Here is a 19,238-nt window from a genome sequence, read left to right as displayed (position 1 = left end):
AAGAAAAAATGGTTTGATTTTATTCTAAATAATATGGAAAGTTAAGCGATTTTTTAGATGCTTTGAAGTATTTTTGTGTCAAATTTCAAAAGATAAATCATGAAAAGAAAACTTGTTCTTACTGGAGCTTTTATAGGTATGTTAGCTATTATTTTGGGTGCTTTTGGAGCTCATTTATTAAAAAAATATCTTTCCGTTGATCAATTAAATACTTTTGAAGTAGGTGTTCGATACCAAATGTATCACGCTCTTTTTCTACTCTTTTTAGCTACTCAAAAAGATCTTGCAGAAAAGACCTTAAAAGCAATCTATAATTTTATAGTTGCCGGTGTTGTTCTTTTTAGCGGTTCAATCTATTTAGTGGCCACAAAAGACTATACTTTGTTTTATTCTAAAATTATAGTATTCGCAACTCCAATAGGTGGTTTTCTATTAATTATAGGTTGGGCGCTATTATTCTTTACGATTTTGAAGCGAAAATCATAAAATCCCGAAAAAAAAATTCTGTCTAAGAATTAATTTTTAATTTTGTCACATAAATAACATATAGCTTTATTTATGTGATTTTTTGTTGTTTTATGTTTTTAAATAAAAATAATATAACAAATATTGCGTATCAGGCTGAAAACAAACAAATTAAAGGCGCTTATTTTTTTGTTTTTATTTTTTTTAAAGTGAAATTTTACTTTTTTGATATAAATCAGAGTGAAATTTAAGTATTTTGAGTCAAATAAAAATTAATCTGTAATTTTGCTTTAAACAAAAACCACAACATAACTTAAATTTATGGACACTAACACAGTTTTCGCGCAATCGATTTCGTTAAAAGACTTAGGAATTGAAAATGCAAAAGTTCGTTACCAACTATCAGCAGATGAATTACATGCTATTACGTTGCAGTCAGGACAAGGTGTTGAGAATTCTACCGGAGCGTTAGCAATTAATACAGGTGAATTTACAGGTCGTTCTCCGCAGGATCGTTTTATCGTAAAAGACGATGTAACAAACGATCAAGTTTGGTGGGGAAATGTAAATATCCCGTTTGAACCTCAAGCTTTTGATAAGCTTTATAACAAGGTAACAGCATTTTTATCAGACAAAGAAGTTTTTGTTCGTGATTCTTATGTGTGTTCTGATGCAAATTATAGATTGAATGTACGTGTTGTAACCGAAACAGCTTGGTCAAATTTGTTTTGCTACAATATGTTCTTACGTCCAGAAGAATCGGAATTAGCTAATTTTTCTCCAGAATGGACAGTAGTTTGTGCTCCAAGTTTTATGGCAGATCCTGCAGTAGACGGAACACGCCAATCTAATTTTGCTATTTTAAATTTCACTAGAAAAATCGCTTTAATTGGCGGAACTGGTTATACAGGAGAAATGAAAAAAGGAATTTTTTCTGCATTGAACTTTATCCTTCCAGTTTTCAAAAATACGCTTCCAATGCACTGTAGTGCGAATGTTGGAGAAGAAGGAGATACAGCGATTTTCTTTGGTTTATCTGGAACAGGAAAAACAACTTTATCAGCAGATCCAGAACGTAAATTAATCGGAGACGATGAACACGGATGGACAAACGAAAATACGGTTTTCAATTTTGAAGGTGGATGTTACGCTAAAGTAATTAACTTAACTGAAGAGAACGAACCAGACATTTTTAGAGCAATCAAAAAAGGAGCGCTTTTAGAAAATGTAGTTTTCAAGGCTGGAACAAACGAAGTAGATTACGATGATGTTTCGATCACGCAAAATACTCGTGTAAGTTACCCAATAACACATATTGATAATGTTCAGCCAGGTTTGGTGGGACATAATCCTAAAAATATATTTTTCTTAACGGCTGATTCTTTCGGAATTCTGCCTCCAATTTCAAAATTAACTCCAGGTCAGGCAGCGTATCACTTTATTTCTGGATATACGGCAAAAGTTGCTGGAACAGAAGCAGGAGTTACAGAACCACAGCCTAATTTCTCTGCTTGTTTTGGAGCGCCATTTATGCCTTTGCACCCAACGCGTTATGCTGAAATGTTAAGCAAAAAAATGAAAGATGCGGGAGTGAAAGTTTGGTTAATCAACACAGGATGGACTGGTGGACCTTACGGAACAGGAAGCCGTATGAAATTGAAATATACTCGTGCGATGATTACCGCTGCATTAAAAGGAGAATTGGATAATGTAGAATATGTTAATCATACCGTTTTCGGAATTGCAAAACCACAATCTTGCCCGAATGTTCCAGAGGAAATTTTAAATCCTAGAAATACTTGGGAAGACAAAGATTTATACGATAAAAAAGCGTTAGAATTGGCTGGAAAATTCAAAGCTAATTTTGCGAAATTTGAAGAGTTTGCAAATGCTGAAATCTTAGCAGGAGCACCGATTACAGAATAAAAGGAATTCATTAATTCAAATAAAAAAAAGCTGTTCAGTTAATGAACAGCTTTTTTTGTTTGGTTTTCAATCGCAGTAAAAAAAATAAAAAAAAATAAATAGAACACTGAAAAACTGCGACTGAAAAACCTCAAAAAATAAATTACTTTTTCGCTTCGTTGATGCGTTTTTGCATTAAATCCCAAGCATAATAATGGAAAGTCATCCCGTTGCTCATCGCTACGAAAAGTCCGTTTTTGTATGCGCCGCCTAAGTTTATACTTGTTACATCTGCACCGTCGCATTCTACCGTAGAAGTCGGAATTTCAGCCAATAACGGATAACTGTTTGGATTTCCTTTTGCACCTTCTCTTGGGTAAACCATAAAAGTATTTGCTTGCTGATTGGAAACTAAGATATATCCTGTAGAATCGGTTTTTTTGTAGATGGCGATTCCTTCATTATCTGCTTTAAAATCTTTTTGCCCAAAAAGAGCCAATTCTTTATTATCGTTTAAAGCTGGATCTGCTTTGTATTTTCTAATTCCGAATTGTTCGTCACAATATAAAACTGTTCCTAATTCGTTGTCAACAGCAATGGCTTCGATTTCTTTTTTACCACTGTAATTACCGAATTTACGAACCACTTTTGCTGCAGCAAATTTTCCGTTTCCAGAAAGTTTATATTGCCATAAATAACTTCCTGAAGGTCCAGTTTTTCTTCCCACAATAGCAAAAATCTTTCCGTCAGTTTTACGCGTATATAAGGCAATTCCCATTGGATCGCGTTGTGCTTCTCCTTCAAAAACAGGAATTCCGCCGTTGTCGATTGGTTCTAAATCTGGTAAACTGAAAATTCTGATTTTATTTTCTTCACGTTCTGTAGTTACGGCAATGTCTACTTTTTTTCCGTCAATAATTAATCCATAAGCGATATCAACATTGTTTGGACGTTTTAAGGTAATTGATTTTTTAAGGATTTTTCCATTCAAATCAAAAGCATACAAACCTCCGTCTGTGTCTTTGTCTGTTCCAACAATAATACTTTTTGTAGCGTCTGTTGGATTAATCCAGATTGAAGGATCGTCTGTATCATGAGGCAAAGCTTCTGTAACCGCAGTTGGTTTAACAGCATTGGGCTGAACTGGTGCTAATTTGTCGTCTTTACAAGCTGTAAAAGAAATACTTAAAAGTAAAAGAGCAACTAAAGATTTATTTTTCATTTGTGTAATATATTTTAATGCAATTAGACAGAGCGGTTAAACTCTGTCTAATGTAAGAATTTTTAAAAGGGGTATGTTACAAGTCTAATTTCAATCCGAAGTTGTAACGCGCTTGGTAATATTCAGCTTGTTTTGTGTGAGCTGCAACTCCTTGGTAGTAACGTAACGGTTGATTTGTTAAGTTATTCGCTTCAGCAAAAACTCGTAATTGTTTTGTGATTTTATAAGAAGCATTTGCATCTAAGAAAAATTGCTTGTCGTAAAAACTATCTTTATAAGACTCAGAACCTAATTCATCTAAATAATCAGATGTAAAGTTGGTTGAGATTCTAGCAGAGAAACGTTTGTTTTCCCAAGATAAAGATCCGTTAAACATGTGTGGTGCAGTACCTGGAAGACTAATGTTGTTTCTTTCGTTTCCATCCTCATCAGCAATTCCACTTGCTTTAGATTTTGTGTACGTATAGTTCAAGTAGATACCAAAACCTTTTAGGAATTTACCAGGCAAGAAATCTAACTGGCGTTGTAATGCAACCTCAAATCCGTAAACATTAACATTGTCTCCGTTTCTTGACTGTAAGAAAGACCAGTTTTCTCCAGCTGGAATTGGATTTATTTGATTTGGGAAATCTGCAGCAAATTTCGCATCAGTATATTGATTGTCGCTGTAGTTATAAATGAAATCATTTAATCTTTTGTAGAAAACACCTCCCGAAATTAAACCAACAGATTTGAAATAGTTTTCTGCCATGAAATCATAGTTGTATGCATATGTAGCTTTAAGACCTGGATTTCCAGCTGTAATTTCTTTATCTGCAGCAATATTGTTTACATAAGGCGCAAGTGCATAATAGTTTGGTCTAGCCAAAGCTGTTGTAGCTGCAGCTCTTAAGATTAAATCTTTTGTTGCGTTGTATTGAAATGAAATACTTGGCAATACATTTGTGTATGAGTTTGTATTGTTGATTTTGCTTTCTAATTCTTCCTCGTCTAATACGCGGTTTCCTGTATAGTCAATATGAGTGTTTTCAACACGGATACCCATTACCATTGAAAGTTTGTCATTAAAATCCTGATCCCATCTTACGTATGCAGCAGAAATTCTTTCTTTAGCGTTATAGTTAACAGCCAAATATTCAGCTGGATCTGTTTCTTTTTCAAATAAAGTAGCGTTGTTTAAATCTAAACTTCCTAAATAATTTGCAGAAGCAAAAGTTCCTGGCACATATTTACTTCCTGGATTAAATCCTTGTCCATCAAAATAAGATGTAGGAACATCAGATAGTAGTTCCATATCATTATTTAATGGAGTATAAGAGTAAAACATATTGTTTCTTTCTTTCTCTTTCAAACGAAGTCTAAGACCTGTTCTCAATCTTCCTTTTTCTCCTGCAATTACAGAGAATGGAAAACGGATATTTACTTTTGCGCCAAATTCACTTTCGCTTGTTTCGTCTGTGTTTTCAGTAACAGAATCAAATTCAAATTGGTCATTTGCTTCACCAGCTGTTGTCATCAAAGGAAATCTTGGATCAGTTAAGTCTTGAAACATTTCTAAGCCTTTTTGACGGTATTCGATATAACGCTCACCTGGACGGTATTCTCTAGCTTTTGCATAGTTTGCAGACCAATCTAAATCTAACGTAGAATTGATTAAGTGCTCCCCGCGAAGAGAGTAATTTTGAACTCTTTGATCTTCTAATCTTCTGTTTTTGTTTCTATTATTGTCTAAACCACCTTTTGTCTGACGTTTTACACGACCTTCAAATCCTGTAATAGTTTCTCCATCATAAATAGCTTCGATATCATCATAAGTAGTTCTGAAACGGTTTTCTCTGTCATCTCTCCAGTTGTAGATGGCATTAGCAAAAATGGTGTTGTTTTCGTTAAATTTATAATCTAAAGCTACAGATCCGCTACGACGAATACGTTGTACATCGTATTTTCTGATTTCTGCTGCTTGTAAATAATCATTTCCAAATTCATCTCTTACCCATTCGTTTTCGATGTTATCAGAACCATAATCCACATTGTTGTAAGAACCACTCACAACAACTCCGAGTTTGTTGTCAACAAAACGATTACCATAAACGAAACCAGCCGTATAAGAAGCGTGGTCACGAATTGGCAAATATCCTCCAGCAAGTGTTGCAGAAATTCTTTCTCCGTTTGGAGTTGCTCTTGTAATTAAGTTTACAGAACCTCCAATTGCATCAGCATCCATATCTGATGTAAGGGTTTTGTTTACTTCGATTGTAGAAATCATATCAGACGGAATTAAATCCATTTGTACGTTTCTGTTATCACCTTCGGCAGACGGAATTCTATCTCCATTTAAAGTAACAGAGTTCAAAGACGGAGCCAAACCTCTAATAATAATATTACGAGCTTCACCTTGGTCATTTTGCATTGTGATACCAGGAACACGTTTCAAAGCGTCTCCTACGTTAGCATCTGGAAAACGTCCCATTTGATCAGAAGAAATAACGTTTCCGATATTTTTATTGTTTTTTTGCTGATTTAAAGCTTTTGCCTGACCTTTTAAGATGTCTCCAACAATAACTTCTTTCAATTCATTTTCAGAAGCTTTCAAGGTAAAATCAATTACGTTGTTTTTTCCTTGTTCAACTTTTATTTCTTGAGTTAAAGCGGTATATCCAATATATTTTACTTCAACTTTATAAGTTCCTTCGTTAATATTTAATAATTCAAAACGACCGTTGTAATCAGAAACGGTGTATTTTTTCTCTCCTACAATTTGAACCATAGCTCCAGGCAGAGGAAGTTTGTCATCAGCGTCTAATATCTTTCCAGATATAATCGCTTTCTGGGCAAAACCTGTAAAGGCGAATAAAAAGAATGCGGTTAATAAATAAAATTTTTTCATTGTGTGTGTTTAGTTTGATTTTTCGTTTGCGAAGCTAGAACCCTATTATTACTAAACTCTTGAAAAAAAATTAAGATAGTGTTACGATTGATATGCTGTTGTTGGAATTTATTAATCTTTAAATAACATCAAAAACATCAAATAATTGATTTACAATTAAAAAGAAAAAAATAATTTAATCGTAATTGAAAATTTGGCGTTAAATTTGCCGTATCAATCAATCAAAAATCATCAATCATGTTAAAACAATTTTTTATCCTATGTTCAGGAGTCGACCGAGATCTCTTGAAAGACTGCTCAGAAGGCGAACAAACCAAATATGTTGGTATTGGCGCCACAGTATTCTTTACAGCAGTTATGGCTTTCTTAGCCAGTGCTTATGCGCTTTTTACCGTTTTCGATTCTATTTATCCAGCTTTAATTTTCGGATTTGTTTGGAGTTTACTGATTTTTAATCTAGACCGTTTTATTGTTTCTACGATTAAGAAAAGAGATCGTTTTATGGACGAATTTCTGCAGGCAACTCCGCGTATTATATTGGCGGTTATTATTGCGATTGTAATTTCGAAACCTTTAGAGATTAAAATTTTCGAAAAAGAAATCAATACTGTTTTGTTGAAAGAGAAAAACGAAATGGAATTGGCGAATAAAAAACAAATTGGAACGTATTTCAAAACAGATTTAGATAAAAACAAAGCCGAAGTAGTCGCTTTAAAAGCTGATATTGTAAAGAAAGAAAAAGAGGTAAACGATTTGTATTCGACTTATATTACAGAAGCTGAAGGAACTGCAGGAACTAAAAAACTTGGAAAAGGTCCAGTTTACAAAGAAAAGCGAGAGAAACACGATGCCGCTTTAAAAGAATACGAAACGCTGAAAAAAGCAAACGAAGCTAAAATCGCCGAAAAAGAAAAAGCAGGCGTACAGCTTCAAGCCGATTTAGACAAAAAAGTTTCGCAAACACAGCCCATCATCGAAGGTTTCGACGGATTAATGGCGCGTATCAATGCATTAAATAAACTGCCTTGGCTTCCGTCATTTTTTATCATGCTGTTGTTTCTTGCCATTGAAACTTCTCCAATTATTGCCAAATTATTAGCTCCAAAAGGAGAATTCGATTTCAAACAAGAAGAAGCCGAAACCGCCATGAAAGCTACTTTGTCACAGAACAAATACCAACGCGAGTTATTGGTTAAAACCAGCGCCGAAATGCACGATAAAGTCTACGCTGACATTGCAGAAGACAAAAGTTTATTTGATTTACAGCGAAAAAATGCAAAGGAGTTATTGGAGTTGCAATCGCATAAATTTGTAGAAAAACAGAAAGCGACGCTTTAGTCTGAAAGTCGAAAGTCAAAAGTCTCAAAGTCAAATTGCAGACTTAAAAAGATAAAGCCAGAAATAGAATTTCTATTTCTGGCTTTTTTATTTTGACAAAGTAAAAAGACTTTATGACTTTCGACTTTCCAACTTTAAGACTAATTTACATGTAACTTAAAATCTCTTTTTTGTAAGCATCATATTCTCCTTGCATGATCAAACCATTATCAAGAAGTTTTTTGTAATTCTGTAATTTATCAAAAAGTTCTTCTTTAGATAAATCGCTTAATTTACGTTCTCCAGCTGGCTGCGTTGGAAGCGGTTCAAAAGTCTCCGTGTAAGTTGGTGCAGCAGGTAAAATTTCAGCAAAACTTGTTACTTCTTCCGTTTCTACTTCTTCAACTTCTTCTGCTTCTTCTTCATATTCTGGTTCAACAACTTCTTGGATTGGAGTTGCAGTTTGAACAGGATTTTTCAATAAATCCAATTGCTCTTTAGCGTAAGTATAAATTTTTCTAGCCTGAATTTTTGGAATATAATCTATAGAAACCGCTAAATCTGTTTTAGTGCCAAATGAAAATTCAGAACCTAAAATATTTTCTTTTACAAAAGTACTTGCAATATCATCCCAAGTATAATCTGTGAAATCCATCGAAAGACCTAAATTTTTAGGCTTGCAGATAATAATTCTTTTATTAGTTAATACAATACTATCTGGAAAAACAGTAATGGCAGGTTTTTTTTGTACTGCGATATATCCAACTTCTTCGCCTTTCATTAATAAATCAGTGAGTTTCGAAGTGATTTTTTCAATCGCTTTTGGATCTTGTTCTTCGTTCAGAAATTTTTTAAATTGTTCTTTCATTTTTTTAAGGTTCTAAGTTGCTAAGCTACTAAGTCGCTGAGTTTTTTACTGATGCTACAAATGTAATGCCTAATTTTCTAATTCGATAATTTCATTTTGAATTTTCTTTGTCAAACTTTTGAAAACCAATTCATAGGAATGATCAATCAGTTCTTTGACAAATTTCGCAGGTAAATTTCCATTTAATGCGACAGTATTCCAATGCACTTTGCTCATATGAAAACCTGGTTTTATTTCGTCATATTCGGCTCTGAGTTCCTCTGCACGGTCTGGATCACATTTTAAATTAACAGATTGTTCGTTTTTTTCCCATTGCGATAAAGAAGACAAAGCAAACATTTTGCCTCCTACTTTAAAAACCAAAGTATCTTCATCAAAAGGGAAATGTTCGCTGACACCTTTTTTAGAAAGACAATATTCGTAAAACGTTTCTAAATTCATAATTGTTTATTTACCAATTTCACCTAAATGTGTGTATTTAAAGCCTTTTTCATATTTTAATCCATAACCAAAAATACGATCCATTGCCGAATGTGAAAATAAAATAATTCCAGCTAACTGAATACTTTCAATGTTTAAATAACATCCTAAACCATAAATTAAAAGCGCAATTCCTTTATGATGAAAGATATTGTATAAAAATGCACCAGTTTTATTGCCAAAAGCATATCCAATCATAGATAAATCTGGAGCTAAAATTAAAACCAAAAACCACCACCAATCATAATTTAAACGATTAAAGAAAAATATTCCGAGAATAAATAAAGCTGTTTCTTCGAGTTTTAAGACTGTTTTCATTTTACTATTTTTTCCATCATCTTTTCAGGATGATTCAGTTTTGTAAATCCGAATTTTTCGTATAAAAAGTGAGCGTCGGTTGTGGCCAATCGCCAAATTTTTACTTCTTGGAGTTCTGGTTCTTTCATCATGGCATCAATTAAAATGGAGGAATATCCTTTTCCGCGATATTTTTCATCAATAAAAACATCCATTAAATAAGCAAAAACGACATAATCGGTTATGACACGTGCAAAACCAATTTGCTTGTCATCTAAATAAATTCCAAAACAAATCGAAGCGTCGATCGTTCTTTGGACTTCTTCAATAGTTCTTCCCGCGGCCCAATAAATATCTTTTAAAAAGTTCTGTATAAACGGAACGTCAAGTTTGGTTTTATCTGTTGAAACACTAATCATAGGATATTGTTTTTTTGCCACGAATTTCACGAATTTTCACTAATTTCTTTTTTTATCTGCCACAGATTAAAAAAAATTACACAGATTTAATCATTTTTAATCCTTTAATCTGTGGCAAAAAAGCAGGATTAATTCGTGAAAATTCGTGTAATTGCTTCGCCTGTTCGCTATCGCTCGGGTAGTGGCAAACTTTTAAATCTTATATAAAATAGGTTTTGATGGACTTGCATCATTTTCAAACGAAGCGATTTGAATATTTAGTATATAATTTCCATCTTCAATTTCGTCTGAAACATAAATCATTTCTGTAATTGTCGCATTGAACCGTGCATCTTGATTTAGATTGTGCGTGTCTTTTACATTCCAGAATGCTTTATGCGCCAATAATTTACCTTCGTCATGTTCTTTGTCAACGCTTGGCAAATCAATCAATAAATGTTGAATTTCGCTTTCGCGGATGAAAATCGCCGCTTCTTCAGACAAATAGGGCGGATTTGTGTTGGAATATTTTCTTGACTTTTTTTCTAGCTGATTTGGAAGAGTCCGAACTATTAAGGTTTCGTTTGTCACGCTGAGCGATCCCGAACCTTCGGGAGAAGCGCTCAATGTTTTTTGAACTTGTTCTTTTGTAATCACAAAATCATCACCAATTTTCTCAGGCTCAATCGTAATCAATTTGGCAAAAAAGAAAAACTGTTTCAGCGATTGATTAATGCTATAAAAATCATTCGTAATATGTCCTAAACATTCCGTGTGTGTTCCATGCCCATGTGGATTGAAGAATATATTATTAAAATTTGTAGAAGATTTTCCTTCCGAGACTTTCCCAATCCAATCACCAAAAACTACAGGTTCAATAACTGGTTTTTCGATATACCAAGCAATCGGATTTTCTTCTGTATTGGTTAATGGAATAGAGATATCAATGGGTTTTGATAAGTCGATTTCGAAGTTGTTGATTTTTGCTAACACAAATTTGGATTTTTATGCCGCAAAGACGCTAAGTCACAAAGTTTAATAAATTTGAGTCTTTGTGCCTTCGTGGCTAATTTTTATTCATCCAAATTTAGATAAAATAAATCTGAAGCAATTCCATCCGTTAAAAATTTTCCTTTTGGAGTTGGTTTAAGAATGTTTTTTTCGATGGAAAGTAAATCATCGTTTAAAAACTTTTGAGATTGTTTTTTCAAATAATTCAAATATTCCAAACCAAATTCCTTTTCAATTCTTTCTAAAGAAACGCCCCAAATCGTTCGTAAACCCGTCATAATATATTCATTATAACGATCTGAAACAGTTAGAGTTTCCGTTTCAATTGGAAGTTCATCGTTTTGAATTGCTTTTAAATACAAAGAATTATTGGCTATATTCCAGCCTCTTTTTTCGCCGTCATAACTATGCGCCGAAGGTCCGATTCCGATATATTTTTTGCCTAACCAATAAGCCGAATTGTTTTTGGAGAAATAATTTTCTTTCCCGAAATTGGATAATTCGTAATGAATAAAACCATTTTTCTGAAGCGTTTCAACCAAAATGATAAAATGATTGGAAGCCACTTCATCTTGCGGTTCAGCAATTTTTCCTGTTTGAATTAATTTGCTTAAAGCTGTTTTGGGTTCGACCGTCAAGGCATAACTTGAAATATGTGGAATGCCAAAATCTAAAGCAGTCTGAATGTTTTGTTTCCACATTTCATCGCTCATTCCAGGAATTCCATAAATCAAATCAAGCGAGATATTGTCAAAGTATTTGGTCGCTTCCTGCAAACATTTTATGGCTTCCGCCGAATTATGAGCGCGATTCATCATCCTTAAATCTTCTTCATAAAAAGACTGAATTCCGATACTTAATCGATTTATTGGACTTTTAGATAATTCCAGAATTCGTTCAGTAGATAAATCATCAGGATTAGCTTCGAGTGTAATTTCTGGATTTTCTACAACTTTATAATTTTTATAAACTTCAGAAATTAAAAAGTTTATTTCATCGTTCGATAAAACCGAAGGGGTTCCGCCACCAAAATAAATGGTTTCTATAACCTCATTGTCACTTCGAGCGGTCCCGAAACTTTGGGAGAGAAGCTCATTTTTACGCATGCCAATTTCTTTAGCCAAAGCCAAAACCATTTCGTCTTTCTTTTTCATTGAAGTAGAAAAATGAAAGTCGCAATAATGGCAAGCCTGCTTGCAAAAAGGAATATGGATGTAGATACCTGACATTTTTAATTAGATAATTAGTCAATTTGATAATGAGATAATTAATATGAAATGTTGAAAATTATACAATTAGTTATTCTCAATTCAAGAATTATCTAATTTTCTAATTGACACATTTTCTCATTTACGAATTTTGTCTTCATTCTGTTTTACAAAAGCATCCCAACCAGAATAACTTTTTCCTGCAACAACTTTCCCTGAATTAAAGTGATGACAAACCGCTGCTGCCAAGCCATCTGTAGAATCTAGATTTTTTGGTAATTCTTTTAAACCCAAAAGCTGTTGCAACATTTTGGCAACCTGCTCTTTACTGGCATTTCCGTTTCCGGTAATCGCCATTTTTATCTTTTTAGGTTCGTATTCTGTAATCGGAATATCTCTTGAAAGTCCTGCAGCCATTGCAACGCCTTGTGCGCGACCCAATTTCAGCATCGATTGAACGTTTTTCCCAAAGAAAGGCGCTTCAATCGCGATTTCATCAGGATGATGTGTTTCTATTAATTCGATGGTTCTTTCAAAAATGATTTTTAGTTTTTGGTAATGATTGTCGTATTTGGACAATTGCAATTCGTTTAACTGCAAAAACTCCATTTTTTTGTTGGTTACTTTAATCAAACCAAAACCCATAATTGTGGTTCCAGGGTCAATACCTAATATGATGCGTTCTTTTGTCAATTTTCAAGTTATTACGCCAAGTCGCACTAAGATTACACAGAGATTCACAAAGTTTTTTTTAAGATTCTCTGCGTGTCTTTGTGTTTGCTTTGAGAATCTTTGTGAAACATTATTACATACTTTATGTTACTTTTGCGGCATGATTTCAATTCCTCACAAAGCTAAGCAATTACTTGTTCTTCTGGTCAAACTTTTGATTGTTGCAGGCGCATTTTATTTTATTTACAATCAGCTGGCAAACAACGATAAGTTAGATTGGAAAAAATTCCTTGTTTTGTTTCAAAAGAATCAATCGGTTTTAGGAATTGGTTTTATCCTCCTTTTGAGTGTTTTAAATCGTTATTTTGAGATTTTAAAATGGCAAAATTTAGCGCAGGTTATTCACAAAATTTCAGGTTACGAAGCCACAAAGCAAGTTTTAGCGGCTTTAACTGCCGGAATTTTTACACCAAATGGAGTAGGAGAGTATGCCGGAAAAGCCTTGTATTATCCGAAATCGGAAGCTAAAAAAGTTGTTTTTTTAAACTTAATCTGCAACGGAATCCAGATGATTTTAACCATCATTTTTGGGATCTTCGGATTGCTTTATTTCAACGCTCAATTTAATGTTATTACAACCAAAACAGTTTTACTATTATTTGGCGGTTTTTTACTCATTCTGATTGTATTATTTTCAATCAAAAAAATAAAAGTAAAAGGCTATTCGATTGAAAAACTGATTCATAAAATCAATGAAATTCCGAAATCGGTTCACCAGAAAAATATCTTTTTAGGAATTTGCCGTTATTTGGTTTTTTCGCATCAGTATTATTTTCTGTTTTTAGGTTTTGATGTCGATTTGCCTTATTTAACATTGATGGCGGCAATTACTTCGGTTTACTTTTTGGCTTCGTCATTACCGACTTTTCAATTTTTAGATTTTGCAGTAAAAGGAAGTGTAGCCATTTATTTCTTCGGAATTTTGGGCGTAAACGAATGGATTGTCATTTTTATCAGCACTTTAATGTGGTTCCTAAATGTTGTTTTACCCGTAGTTTTGGGAAGTTATTTTGTGCTGAATTTTAAAACTAAAGCAACAGAATGATTTTTGGATTGTTTGCCATATTAGTAGTTTATGTTATTAGTATTGAGTTGCTTATTTATGGATTTTTCAAAGTAAAAAACTATCAAATTAAAGAGTTAGATCCAAAGACAAGTTTTACTATTATAGTTCCATTTCGCAACGAAAAAGAAAATCTTCCGATACTTTTAGAAAGTTTTTCAAATCTAAATTATCCTACTCATTTGTTTGAAGTTATTTTAGTTGATGATAATTCTATAGAAAAATTCCAAAGTTTAATTTCCAAATTCCAAATATCTGTAATTGATAATATTAGGAAATCCAGTTCGCCTAAAAAAGATGCGATTACAACCGCAATGCAACACGTAAAAACCGATTGGGTAATTACTACAGATGCTGATTGTATTGTTCCGCAAAACTGGCTTTTGACATTTGATAATTATATTCAAGAGAATAATGTTTCAATGCTTGCGGGCGCTGTAACTTATCAATACAAAAATTCATTTCTAGATCATTTTCAGCAGTTAGATTTAACAAGTTTGCAAGGCGGAACAATTGGAAGTTTCGGAATTCATAAGGGATTTATGTGCAACGGAGCCAATTTTGCCTATAAAAAAACATTATTTGAACGCTTAAATGGTTTTGATGGAAACGACAAAATTGCGAGCGGCGACGATGTTTTTCTGCTTCAAAAAGCAATCGAAAAATTCCCAGATAAAGTTCATTATTTAAAAGCTCAAGAAGCAATTGTAACAACAAAACCAACAGAAAACTGGAAATTATTATTTTATCAAAGAGTACGTTGGGCAGCAAAAACAAGTTCGTACAAAAGCACTTTCGGAAAATTATTAGGCTTGATTGTTTTCTTTGGAAATTTGAGTTTCGTAATTGGATTTCTCTTTCTTCTCTTCGGAATTTGGTCTTATCCAATTTTTGTGATTTTTGCTTTTTCTAAGTTTTTAGTGGATTATGTTTTACTCTATTTTACCAATAAATTTTTAACTCAAAGTAAAATTAAAAGCCTTTTGCTGAGTAGTTTACTGTATCCGTTTTTTAGTTCTACGGTGGCTTTGTACAGTTTATTTGGTTCTTATAAATGGAAAGATCGTCAGTTTAAAAAATAAACCTACTTTTCGTCTTTAGCTTTAAGAATAACCGGAAGAATAAATTGTGTTTTTACTGGAATTCCACGTTTTATAGCTGGATTAATTTTCGGAAAATCAACCAAACGTGCGTGCAGAATGCTATCAATTTTTATAGTATCATAAGCCACAGAATCTTTCGGAAACTGCGGTTCAAACTTCATAGTCGCATTTGGAAAAACCGTTACTTTTACTTCAATGGTGTCCAATTCTGGATATAAAATAGACAAAGTGTCAACGTTTAGTTTTTCTTCTATAAGGGTCGACATTACTTCAAAAAAACATTGCTGGCGGAGTTTACGATCAGTGATTTTCTCACAATTAGGCAACGACGGATATTCGTCAACTTCTTTCCAGTTGATTGATTTTAATTCCTTTTGAAGTAACTCTTTTTCAGACGGCACTTGCTTCTCAAAATATTGACAAGAATGGAAAAGGATACAGATAAAAAAAGGGAAAAACTGCCTCAAGATTTTAATATTGAATGAATAAACAAAAATACAATTATTTTTTTTGAGAAACTTTCTATTGCTTTGAATCTTCGCACTTTCAAGACCACATTTTTGAAAATTTGCGCAATAGAGATTAAAATGGTAATTTGTAATAACAAATTTATCAAAAATTATATGGATTTACTATTAGTTTTGCTAGGATTTATCTGCATGATTGTCGGGGTATTTGGCAGTTTTCTTCCGGTTTTGCCAGGATTGTCAAGTTGCTGGGTGGGTTTGCTTTTGCTATATCTCACAAAAGCAGTAGAAAATAATTATTGGGTTTTGGGAATTACTTTTGTTTTAATGGTCATTATCACCATTTTAGATTATGTGATTCCGTCTCAAGGAACTAAAAAATTTGGAGGGAGTTCTTATGGGGTCTGGGGAACAAACATTGGATTAATTATCGGCATTTTATCTCCTATTCCATTTGGAGTAATAATTGGCCCTTTTGTTGGAGCGTTTTTCGGTGAGCTATTGTATGATTCTAAAAATCATAAAAGAGCTCTAAAAGCAGCCACAGGATCAGTACTTGGATTTTTAGCTTCTAGTTTTATTAATTTTCTGTTTTCAATTGTCTATCTGGGTATTTTTATAAATGTTTTGTGGGAATATCGAAACATTTTATTTTAATTATGTAACAATTTTTGACTCGGATTATTGTCTTTCCAAAAAAAAATTGATTTTTTTTTAATTTTAATTTGATAATGAAAGGGTTGTGTTTACAGGCGCTCACAGATTTTCCTTGTTAAGAGACGGTTATTAATGGTCTATTTTTTTAACTTAATTTTTGGAAATGTTAAAATTTTTTATATTTTTATCACGATAAACGATAAAAAGCCTCACTTTGTCGATTATTTTAAACGAGTATAAATAATCATTTTTTTTAAGTTATGAGTATGACCCCCAACCTACAGATTGAACTTAGACGCTTTATTTCTTCAAATGTGGTCTCCAAGTTAAACAAGTTTTATTTTGAGAACGATGCACTTTTAATTAAAGGAATTGACGTTTCGATAGGAACAATTTTAATGGGACTCTATAACAAAGCCGAAGAATCTGATTTTTACTCCGAAATAGTGGCAATGGTAGAAGAAGATTCTACTTTTTATCAGGAAGTAGATTTTAATGCAGGCAGAATTTTATCAGTAGACGATTGTTATCGATTAGAAGGAAATGATTTACTGAAAGAATTGTTTTCAAATAAAAAAGGAAGAATTTCGGAGATGGTTTCCAACGAAGTCGGAATCAAAAGCGAAACAGCCAGAGAAATACTTAACTTTTCGGCACTTCTTGTTGTCTCTTATTTAAGATCTAATCTTCAGTTATTAGAGAGTTTAAAGCTTCTTCTAGAAGATCAAAAAAGAGATATTCTAAACAGTATTCCTCCTGGAATTAAAATTATCCTAGGCTTTTCAAACTACGAAACAGTAGAAGAAAAAAACCAATCAATCGGAAGATCAATCTTTACACTTTTCGGACATAACTTCTTTAGTTTCTAAAACAAAAAAAATCCCATTTTCAGAGAAAACAGGATTTACTATAATTTTAAATTTGAAAAAACGAACTAGATGTTTTTCAAATTGATAACTTCTTGATCGGTCAAAAAGCGCCAGTTTCCTCTCGGAAGATTCTTTTTGGTTAATCCAGCAAAAGCAACACGGTCAATACGTAATACGTTATATTCCAAGGATTCAAAAATAGAACGTACCACTTTTACATTTGCTGTACGCAATTTAAGACCCACTTCGCTTTTCGGTTCATTATCAATATAGCTTACTTCTTCAACAGAAACGCGGTGTCCGTCAAGAACTAAACCTTTGCTGATTTTTTCTAAATCCTCAAATTTCAAGTTTTTGTCTAAAGAAACCTGATAAATCTTAGACGATTTCTGATTCGGTAAAGTAAATTTACGAATCATATCGGTATCGTTTGTAAACAATAATAAACCAGTTGTATTTTTGTCCATTCTTCCGATAGCTCCAATTTTTGCATTTGTAGCACCACGAACAAGTTCTAGAACGTTACGAAATTCTTGACCTTCGTCAAATGCAGTCGTAAAGTTTTTAGGTTTATTCAATAAAATATATTCTTTCTTTTCTGGGTTCAAAGTAACACCATCAAAGTTTACAACATCATTAATTTTTACCAAATAACCCATTTCGGTAATCACATTTCCGTTAACTTTTACGTTTCCAGATTGGATATAAATGTCAGCATCGCGACGAGAACAAACACCAGAATTAGAGATGTATTTGTTCAAACGCATTTCATCAGCAGCTTTTTGTCTCTTCGGAGCCTGATTTTGTTTCTTTATTTTTTGTTCAGCAGCTTCCTTCGCCGCTTTAACCTCTGGCTTTTCTTTTTTCGGCCCTTGCGCGCGTTTTGCCATTGGTGGTTTTGGCTTGCTAGAGTTTGATCTTGAGCTATTTGGTCTCGATCCGCCTCTTTTATTATTGCCTTCCTTGTTGTTCATAAAATCATTAATTTGTGCAAAGATAGTTTTTTCCTGCTAATAAAAGGTAAGTTCAATGTGCTTAGATTGATAGCCATAACTTTTTGATGAATTTGAAGCATCACAATAGGCTTTTTTTCAGGCATGGATTCCCGTTTTCCGTTCCCAATTTTTTATTTTTTTAAAGAAAAAATAAAAAGATTTCCACTTCAAGCGGGGCTAAATTACAAACAATTGGCTTCTTTTAAAAAATTAGTTATTGCAAAAAGTTTTCAAAGTTTACGCAGAGCTCCACAGAATCAAAAATCTTAGCACATCTTCGCGTAGTCTTCGTGAATCTCTGCGGAATAAAGTGTTAATAATTAGAAATCAATTCTCTACCATGCCACAAAACACTTGGATTAATCAAAACGATACAGAAAACGCCCGAAACAATCAGAAATTTCAAAAGATTATGAAGTTTTAAAAACTGTTCTTTTGAGTTAGATTTCCATAAAAAAATCAAGAAAAAAAGTAAAACTCCAAAACAAACATAAAAGTAAATATCCATATATCCGACATCGTAAACATTAACCAAAATGTAAACTGGAAATATAGTAGAAACCGTCAAAGCAGTAATAATTTGCTTCGAGATATTTTCTCCGTAAATAACCGGAATTGTTCTATAATTGGTCACTAAATCGCCTTTTAGATTCTCTAAATCTTTGATCATCTCCCGAATCAGCAAAAGCAAAAATAAGAAAACAGCGTGAGCAGAAATCACCACAAAATGACTCATATGATTTTCTATATCTTCAAACGAAACCTTATTATAAAAATACAGCAAAATTGCAAAAAACGGAGTTACAGCAAGCAATGCCGACATTAGATTTCCGATAATCGGATACTTTTTAATTTTATGAGAATAAAACCAAATCAAGAAAATATAAGCAGAAAAGAATAAAAACGCACGCCAAGAAACAATTGAAGCCATTAAAACGGCTAAAAAGTTTAGGCTGAAATAAACCGTCAACTTCGTTTTCTGACTAATTAAACGATCCAACATCGATTTATTAGGTCTATTAATTAAATCTTTCTGGCTGTCATAAAAATTATTGATGATATAACCCGAAGCAATGGTAATTGCAGAAGCAAAAACAATTAAAAATAAGTAAAAATCAAGCAGAATATCTAAAGCTCTAATTTCTGGAGCCAGAATAAAAATTGCCGATAAATACTGAGCTAAAACAATGATTGGAATGTTGTAACCTCTAACCACAGAAAACAGACTTACAATTTTCATTATCAAAAGTTTGTGCTGTCTGCTTAACATAAATAGTGTTTTGTAAAGGTTTAG

The 19,238-nt window shown here is 33.0% G+C and carries 19 protein-coding genes; 7 read left to right on the top strand and 12 right to left on the bottom strand.

Annotated features, from left to right (window positions below; genetic code table 11):
- Positions 1 to 99 precede the first annotated feature (99 nt).
- Both LL966_RS10685 and pckA read left to right on the top strand, forming a co-directional pair.
- Complete coding sequence (locus tag LL966_RS10685) at positions 100 to 486, top strand: DUF423 domain-containing protein (RefSeq protein WP_229353062.1); 387 nt, start codon at positions 100 to 102, stop codon at positions 484 to 486.
- Positions 487 to 786: 300 nt separating this feature from the next.
- Complete coding sequence (gene pckA / locus LL966_RS10680) at positions 787 to 2,391, top strand: phosphoenolpyruvate carboxykinase (ATP) (RefSeq protein WP_229353060.1); 1,605 nt, start codon at positions 787 to 789, stop codon at positions 2,389 to 2,391.
- Positions 2,392 to 2,533: 142 nt separating this feature from the next.
- On the opposite strand, the gene LL966_RS10675 is transcribed toward pckA, so the two are convergent.
- Together LL966_RS10675 and LL966_RS10670 are read right to left on the bottom strand one after the other, a co-directional pair.
- Complete coding sequence (locus LL966_RS10675; RefSeq protein WP_229353059.1) at positions 2,534 to 3,592, bottom strand: phytase; 1,059 nt, start codon at positions 3,590 to 3,592, stop codon at positions 2,534 to 2,536.
- A gap of 76 nt (positions 3,593 to 3,668) precedes the next feature.
- Positions 3,669 to 6,479 carry a TonB-dependent receptor gene (locus tag LL966_RS10670; protein ID WP_229353058.1) on the bottom strand — a complete coding sequence of 937 codons (2,811 nt, stop codon included), beginning with the start codon at positions 6,477 to 6,479 and terminating at the stop codon, positions 3,669 to 3,671.
- A 237-nt stretch (positions 6,480 to 6,716) separates the two neighbouring features.
- On the opposite strand from LL966_RS10670, the gene LL966_RS10665 reads away from it, so the two are divergent.
- Positions 6,717 to 7,817: a DUF4407 domain-containing protein gene (locus LL966_RS10665; RefSeq protein WP_229353057.1), complete on the top strand. Its 1,101-nt coding sequence runs from the start codon at positions 6,717 to 6,719 to the stop codon at positions 7,815 to 7,817.
- Between the two features lie 145 nt (positions 7,818 to 7,962).
- Here the strand turns inward: LL966_RS10665 and LL966_RS10660 are convergent, their stop codons facing one another.
- The 7 genes from LL966_RS10660 to ruvC form a co-directional block, all read right to left on the bottom strand.
- Entirely contained in the window at positions 7,963 to 8,664 is a 702-nt protein-coding gene (locus LL966_RS10660) for a PH domain-containing protein (RefSeq protein ID WP_229353056.1), read from the bottom strand.
- Positions 8,665 to 8,733: 69 nt separating this feature from the next.
- Positions 8,734 to 9,105 carry an MmcQ/YjbR family DNA-binding protein gene (locus LL966_RS10655; protein WP_229353055.1) on the bottom strand — a complete coding sequence of 124 codons (372 nt, stop codon included), beginning with the start codon at positions 9,103 to 9,105 and terminating at the stop codon, positions 8,734 to 8,736.
- Positions 9,106 to 9,111: 6 nt separating this feature from the next.
- Positions 9,112 to 9,462, bottom strand: coding sequence for a DUF4260 domain-containing protein (locus LL966_RS10650; RefSeq protein WP_229353054.1), 351 nt, complete (start codon positions 9,460 to 9,462; stop codon positions 9,112 to 9,114).
- Entirely contained in the window at positions 9,459 to 9,860 is a 402-nt protein-coding gene (locus LL966_RS10645; protein WP_229353052.1) for a GNAT family N-acetyltransferase, read from the bottom strand. The genes LL966_RS10650 and LL966_RS10645 overlap by 4 nt, the downstream gene beginning before the upstream one ends.
- A gap of 192 nt (positions 9,861 to 10,052) precedes the next feature.
- The gene (locus LL966_RS10640) at positions 10,053 to 10,832 is read right to left on the bottom strand and encodes a cyclase family protein (protein WP_229353050.1); all 780 of its coding nucleotides are present in this window, start codon (positions 10,830 to 10,832) and stop codon (positions 10,053 to 10,055) included.
- A gap of 80 nt (positions 10,833 to 10,912) precedes the next feature.
- Positions 10,913 to 12,079: a radical SAM family heme chaperone HemW gene (gene hemW, locus LL966_RS10635; protein ID WP_229353048.1), complete on the bottom strand. Its 1,167-nt coding sequence runs from the start codon at positions 12,077 to 12,079 to the stop codon at positions 10,913 to 10,915.
- A 117-nt stretch (positions 12,080 to 12,196) separates the two neighbouring features.
- Positions 12,197 to 12,751 carry a crossover junction endodeoxyribonuclease RuvC gene (gene ruvC / locus LL966_RS10630; protein ID WP_031454255.1) on the bottom strand — a complete coding sequence of 185 codons (555 nt, stop codon included), beginning with the start codon at positions 12,749 to 12,751 and terminating at the stop codon, positions 12,197 to 12,199.
- A gap of 139 nt (positions 12,752 to 12,890) precedes the next feature.
- Between ruvC and LL966_RS10625 the strand changes: the two genes are divergently transcribed.
- Entirely contained in the window at positions 12,891 to 13,835 is a 945-nt protein-coding gene (locus LL966_RS10625; RefSeq protein ID WP_229353046.1) for a hypothetical protein, read from the top strand.
- Positions 13,832 to 14,935 carry a glycosyltransferase family 2 protein gene (locus LL966_RS10620; protein WP_229353045.1) on the top strand — a complete coding sequence of 368 codons (1,104 nt, stop codon included), beginning with the start codon at positions 13,832 to 13,834 and terminating at the stop codon, positions 14,933 to 14,935. Before LL966_RS10625 ends, LL966_RS10620 begins: the two co-directional genes overlap by 4 nt.
- Positions 14,936 to 14,937: 2 nt before the next feature.
- On the opposite strand, the gene LL966_RS10615 is transcribed toward LL966_RS10620, so the two are convergent.
- Positions 14,938 to 15,423, bottom strand: a complete 486-nt coding sequence (locus tag LL966_RS10615) for a hypothetical protein (RefSeq protein WP_229353043.1) — start codon at positions 15,421 to 15,423, stop codon at positions 14,938 to 14,940.
- 156 nt (positions 15,424 to 15,579) lie between these two features.
- On the opposite strand from LL966_RS10615, the gene LL966_RS10610 reads away from it, so the two are divergent.
- Together LL966_RS10610 and LL966_RS10605 are read left to right on the top strand one after the other, a co-directional pair.
- On the top strand, positions 15,580 to 16,080 hold the full coding sequence (locus tag LL966_RS10610; RefSeq protein ID WP_229353041.1) for a DUF456 domain-containing protein: 501 nt from the start codon (positions 15,580 to 15,582) through the stop codon (positions 16,078 to 16,080).
- Between the two features lie 266 nt (positions 16,081 to 16,346).
- Positions 16,347 to 16,949: a DUF937 domain-containing protein gene (locus LL966_RS10605; RefSeq protein ID WP_229353040.1), complete on the top strand. Its 603-nt coding sequence runs from the start codon at positions 16,347 to 16,349 to the stop codon at positions 16,947 to 16,949.
- Positions 16,950 to 17,014: 65 nt separating this feature from the next.
- Here LL966_RS10605 and LL966_RS10600 read toward each other — a convergent pair whose 3' ends face one another.
- Together LL966_RS10600 and LL966_RS10595 are read right to left on the bottom strand one after the other, a co-directional pair.
- Positions 17,015 to 17,923: a pseudouridine synthase gene (locus LL966_RS10600; protein WP_229353038.1), complete on the bottom strand. Its 909-nt coding sequence runs from the start codon at positions 17,921 to 17,923 to the stop codon at positions 17,015 to 17,017.
- Between the two features lie 334 nt (positions 17,924 to 18,257).
- Positions 18,258 to 19,214: a geranylgeranylglycerol-phosphate geranylgeranyltransferase gene (locus LL966_RS10595; RefSeq protein ID WP_229353037.1), complete on the bottom strand. Its 957-nt coding sequence runs from the start codon at positions 19,212 to 19,214 to the stop codon at positions 18,258 to 18,260.
- Positions 19,215 to 19,238 lie beyond the last annotated feature (24 nt).

The organism is Flavobacterium chungbukense (assembly GCF_020805785.1).
In the GTDB taxonomy this organism is placed as follows: domain Bacteria; phylum Bacteroidota; class Bacteroidia; order Flavobacteriales; family Flavobacteriaceae; genus Flavobacterium; species Flavobacterium chungbukense.
This window is presented reverse-complemented; position numbering and strand designations above follow the sequence as displayed.

Coding starts and splice junctions, on each gene's coding strand:
- LL966_RS10685 (WP_229353062.1), top strand. CDS start 100: ATGAAAAGAAAACTTGTTCTTACTGGAGCTTTTATAGGTATGTTAGCT.
- pckA (WP_229353060.1), top strand. CDS start 787: ATGGACACTAACACAGTTTTCGCGCAATCGATTTCGTTAAAAGACTTA.
- LL966_RS10675 (WP_229353059.1), bottom strand. CDS start 3,592: ATGAAAAATAAATCTTTAGTTGCTCTTTTACTTTTAAGTATTTCTTTT.
- LL966_RS10670 (WP_229353058.1), bottom strand. CDS start 6,479: ATGAAAAAATTTTATTTATTAACCGCATTCTTTTTATTCGCCTTTACA.
- LL966_RS10665 (WP_229353057.1), top strand. CDS start 6,717: ATGTTAAAACAATTTTTTATCCTATGTTCAGGAGTCGACCGAGATCTC.
- LL966_RS10660 (WP_229353056.1), bottom strand. CDS start 8,664: ATGAAAGAACAATTTAAAAAATTTCTGAACGAAGAACAAGATCCAAAA.
- LL966_RS10655 (WP_229353055.1), bottom strand. CDS start 9,105: ATGAATTTAGAAACGTTTTACGAATATTGTCTTTCTAAAAAAGGTGTC.
- LL966_RS10650 (WP_229353054.1), bottom strand. CDS start 9,462: ATGAAAACAGTCTTAAAACTCGAAGAAACAGCTTTATTTATTCTCGGA.
- LL966_RS10645 (WP_229353052.1), bottom strand. CDS start 9,860: ATGATTAGTGTTTCAACAGATAAAACCAAACTTGACGTTCCGTTTATA.
- hemW (WP_229353048.1), bottom strand. CDS start 12,079: ATGTCAGGTATCTACATCCATATTCCTTTTTGCAAGCAGGCTTGCCAT.
- LL966_RS10625 (WP_229353046.1), top strand. CDS start 12,891: ATGATTTCAATTCCTCACAAAGCTAAGCAATTACTTGTTCTTCTGGTC.
- LL966_RS10620 (WP_229353045.1), top strand. CDS start 13,832: ATGATTTTTGGATTGTTTGCCATATTAGTAGTTTATGTTATTAGTATT.
- LL966_RS10610 (WP_229353041.1), top strand. CDS start 15,580: ATGGATTTACTATTAGTTTTGCTAGGATTTATCTGCATGATTGTCGGG.
- LL966_RS10605 (WP_229353040.1), top strand. CDS start 16,347: ATGACCCCCAACCTACAGATTGAACTTAGACGCTTTATTTCTTCAAAT.
- LL966_RS10600 (WP_229353038.1), bottom strand. CDS start 17,923: ATGAACAACAAGGAAGGCAATAATAAAAGAGGCGGATCGAGACCAAAT.
- LL966_RS10595 (WP_229353037.1), bottom strand. CDS start 19,214: ATGTTAAGCAGACAGCACAAACTTTTGATAATGAAAATTGTAAGTCTG.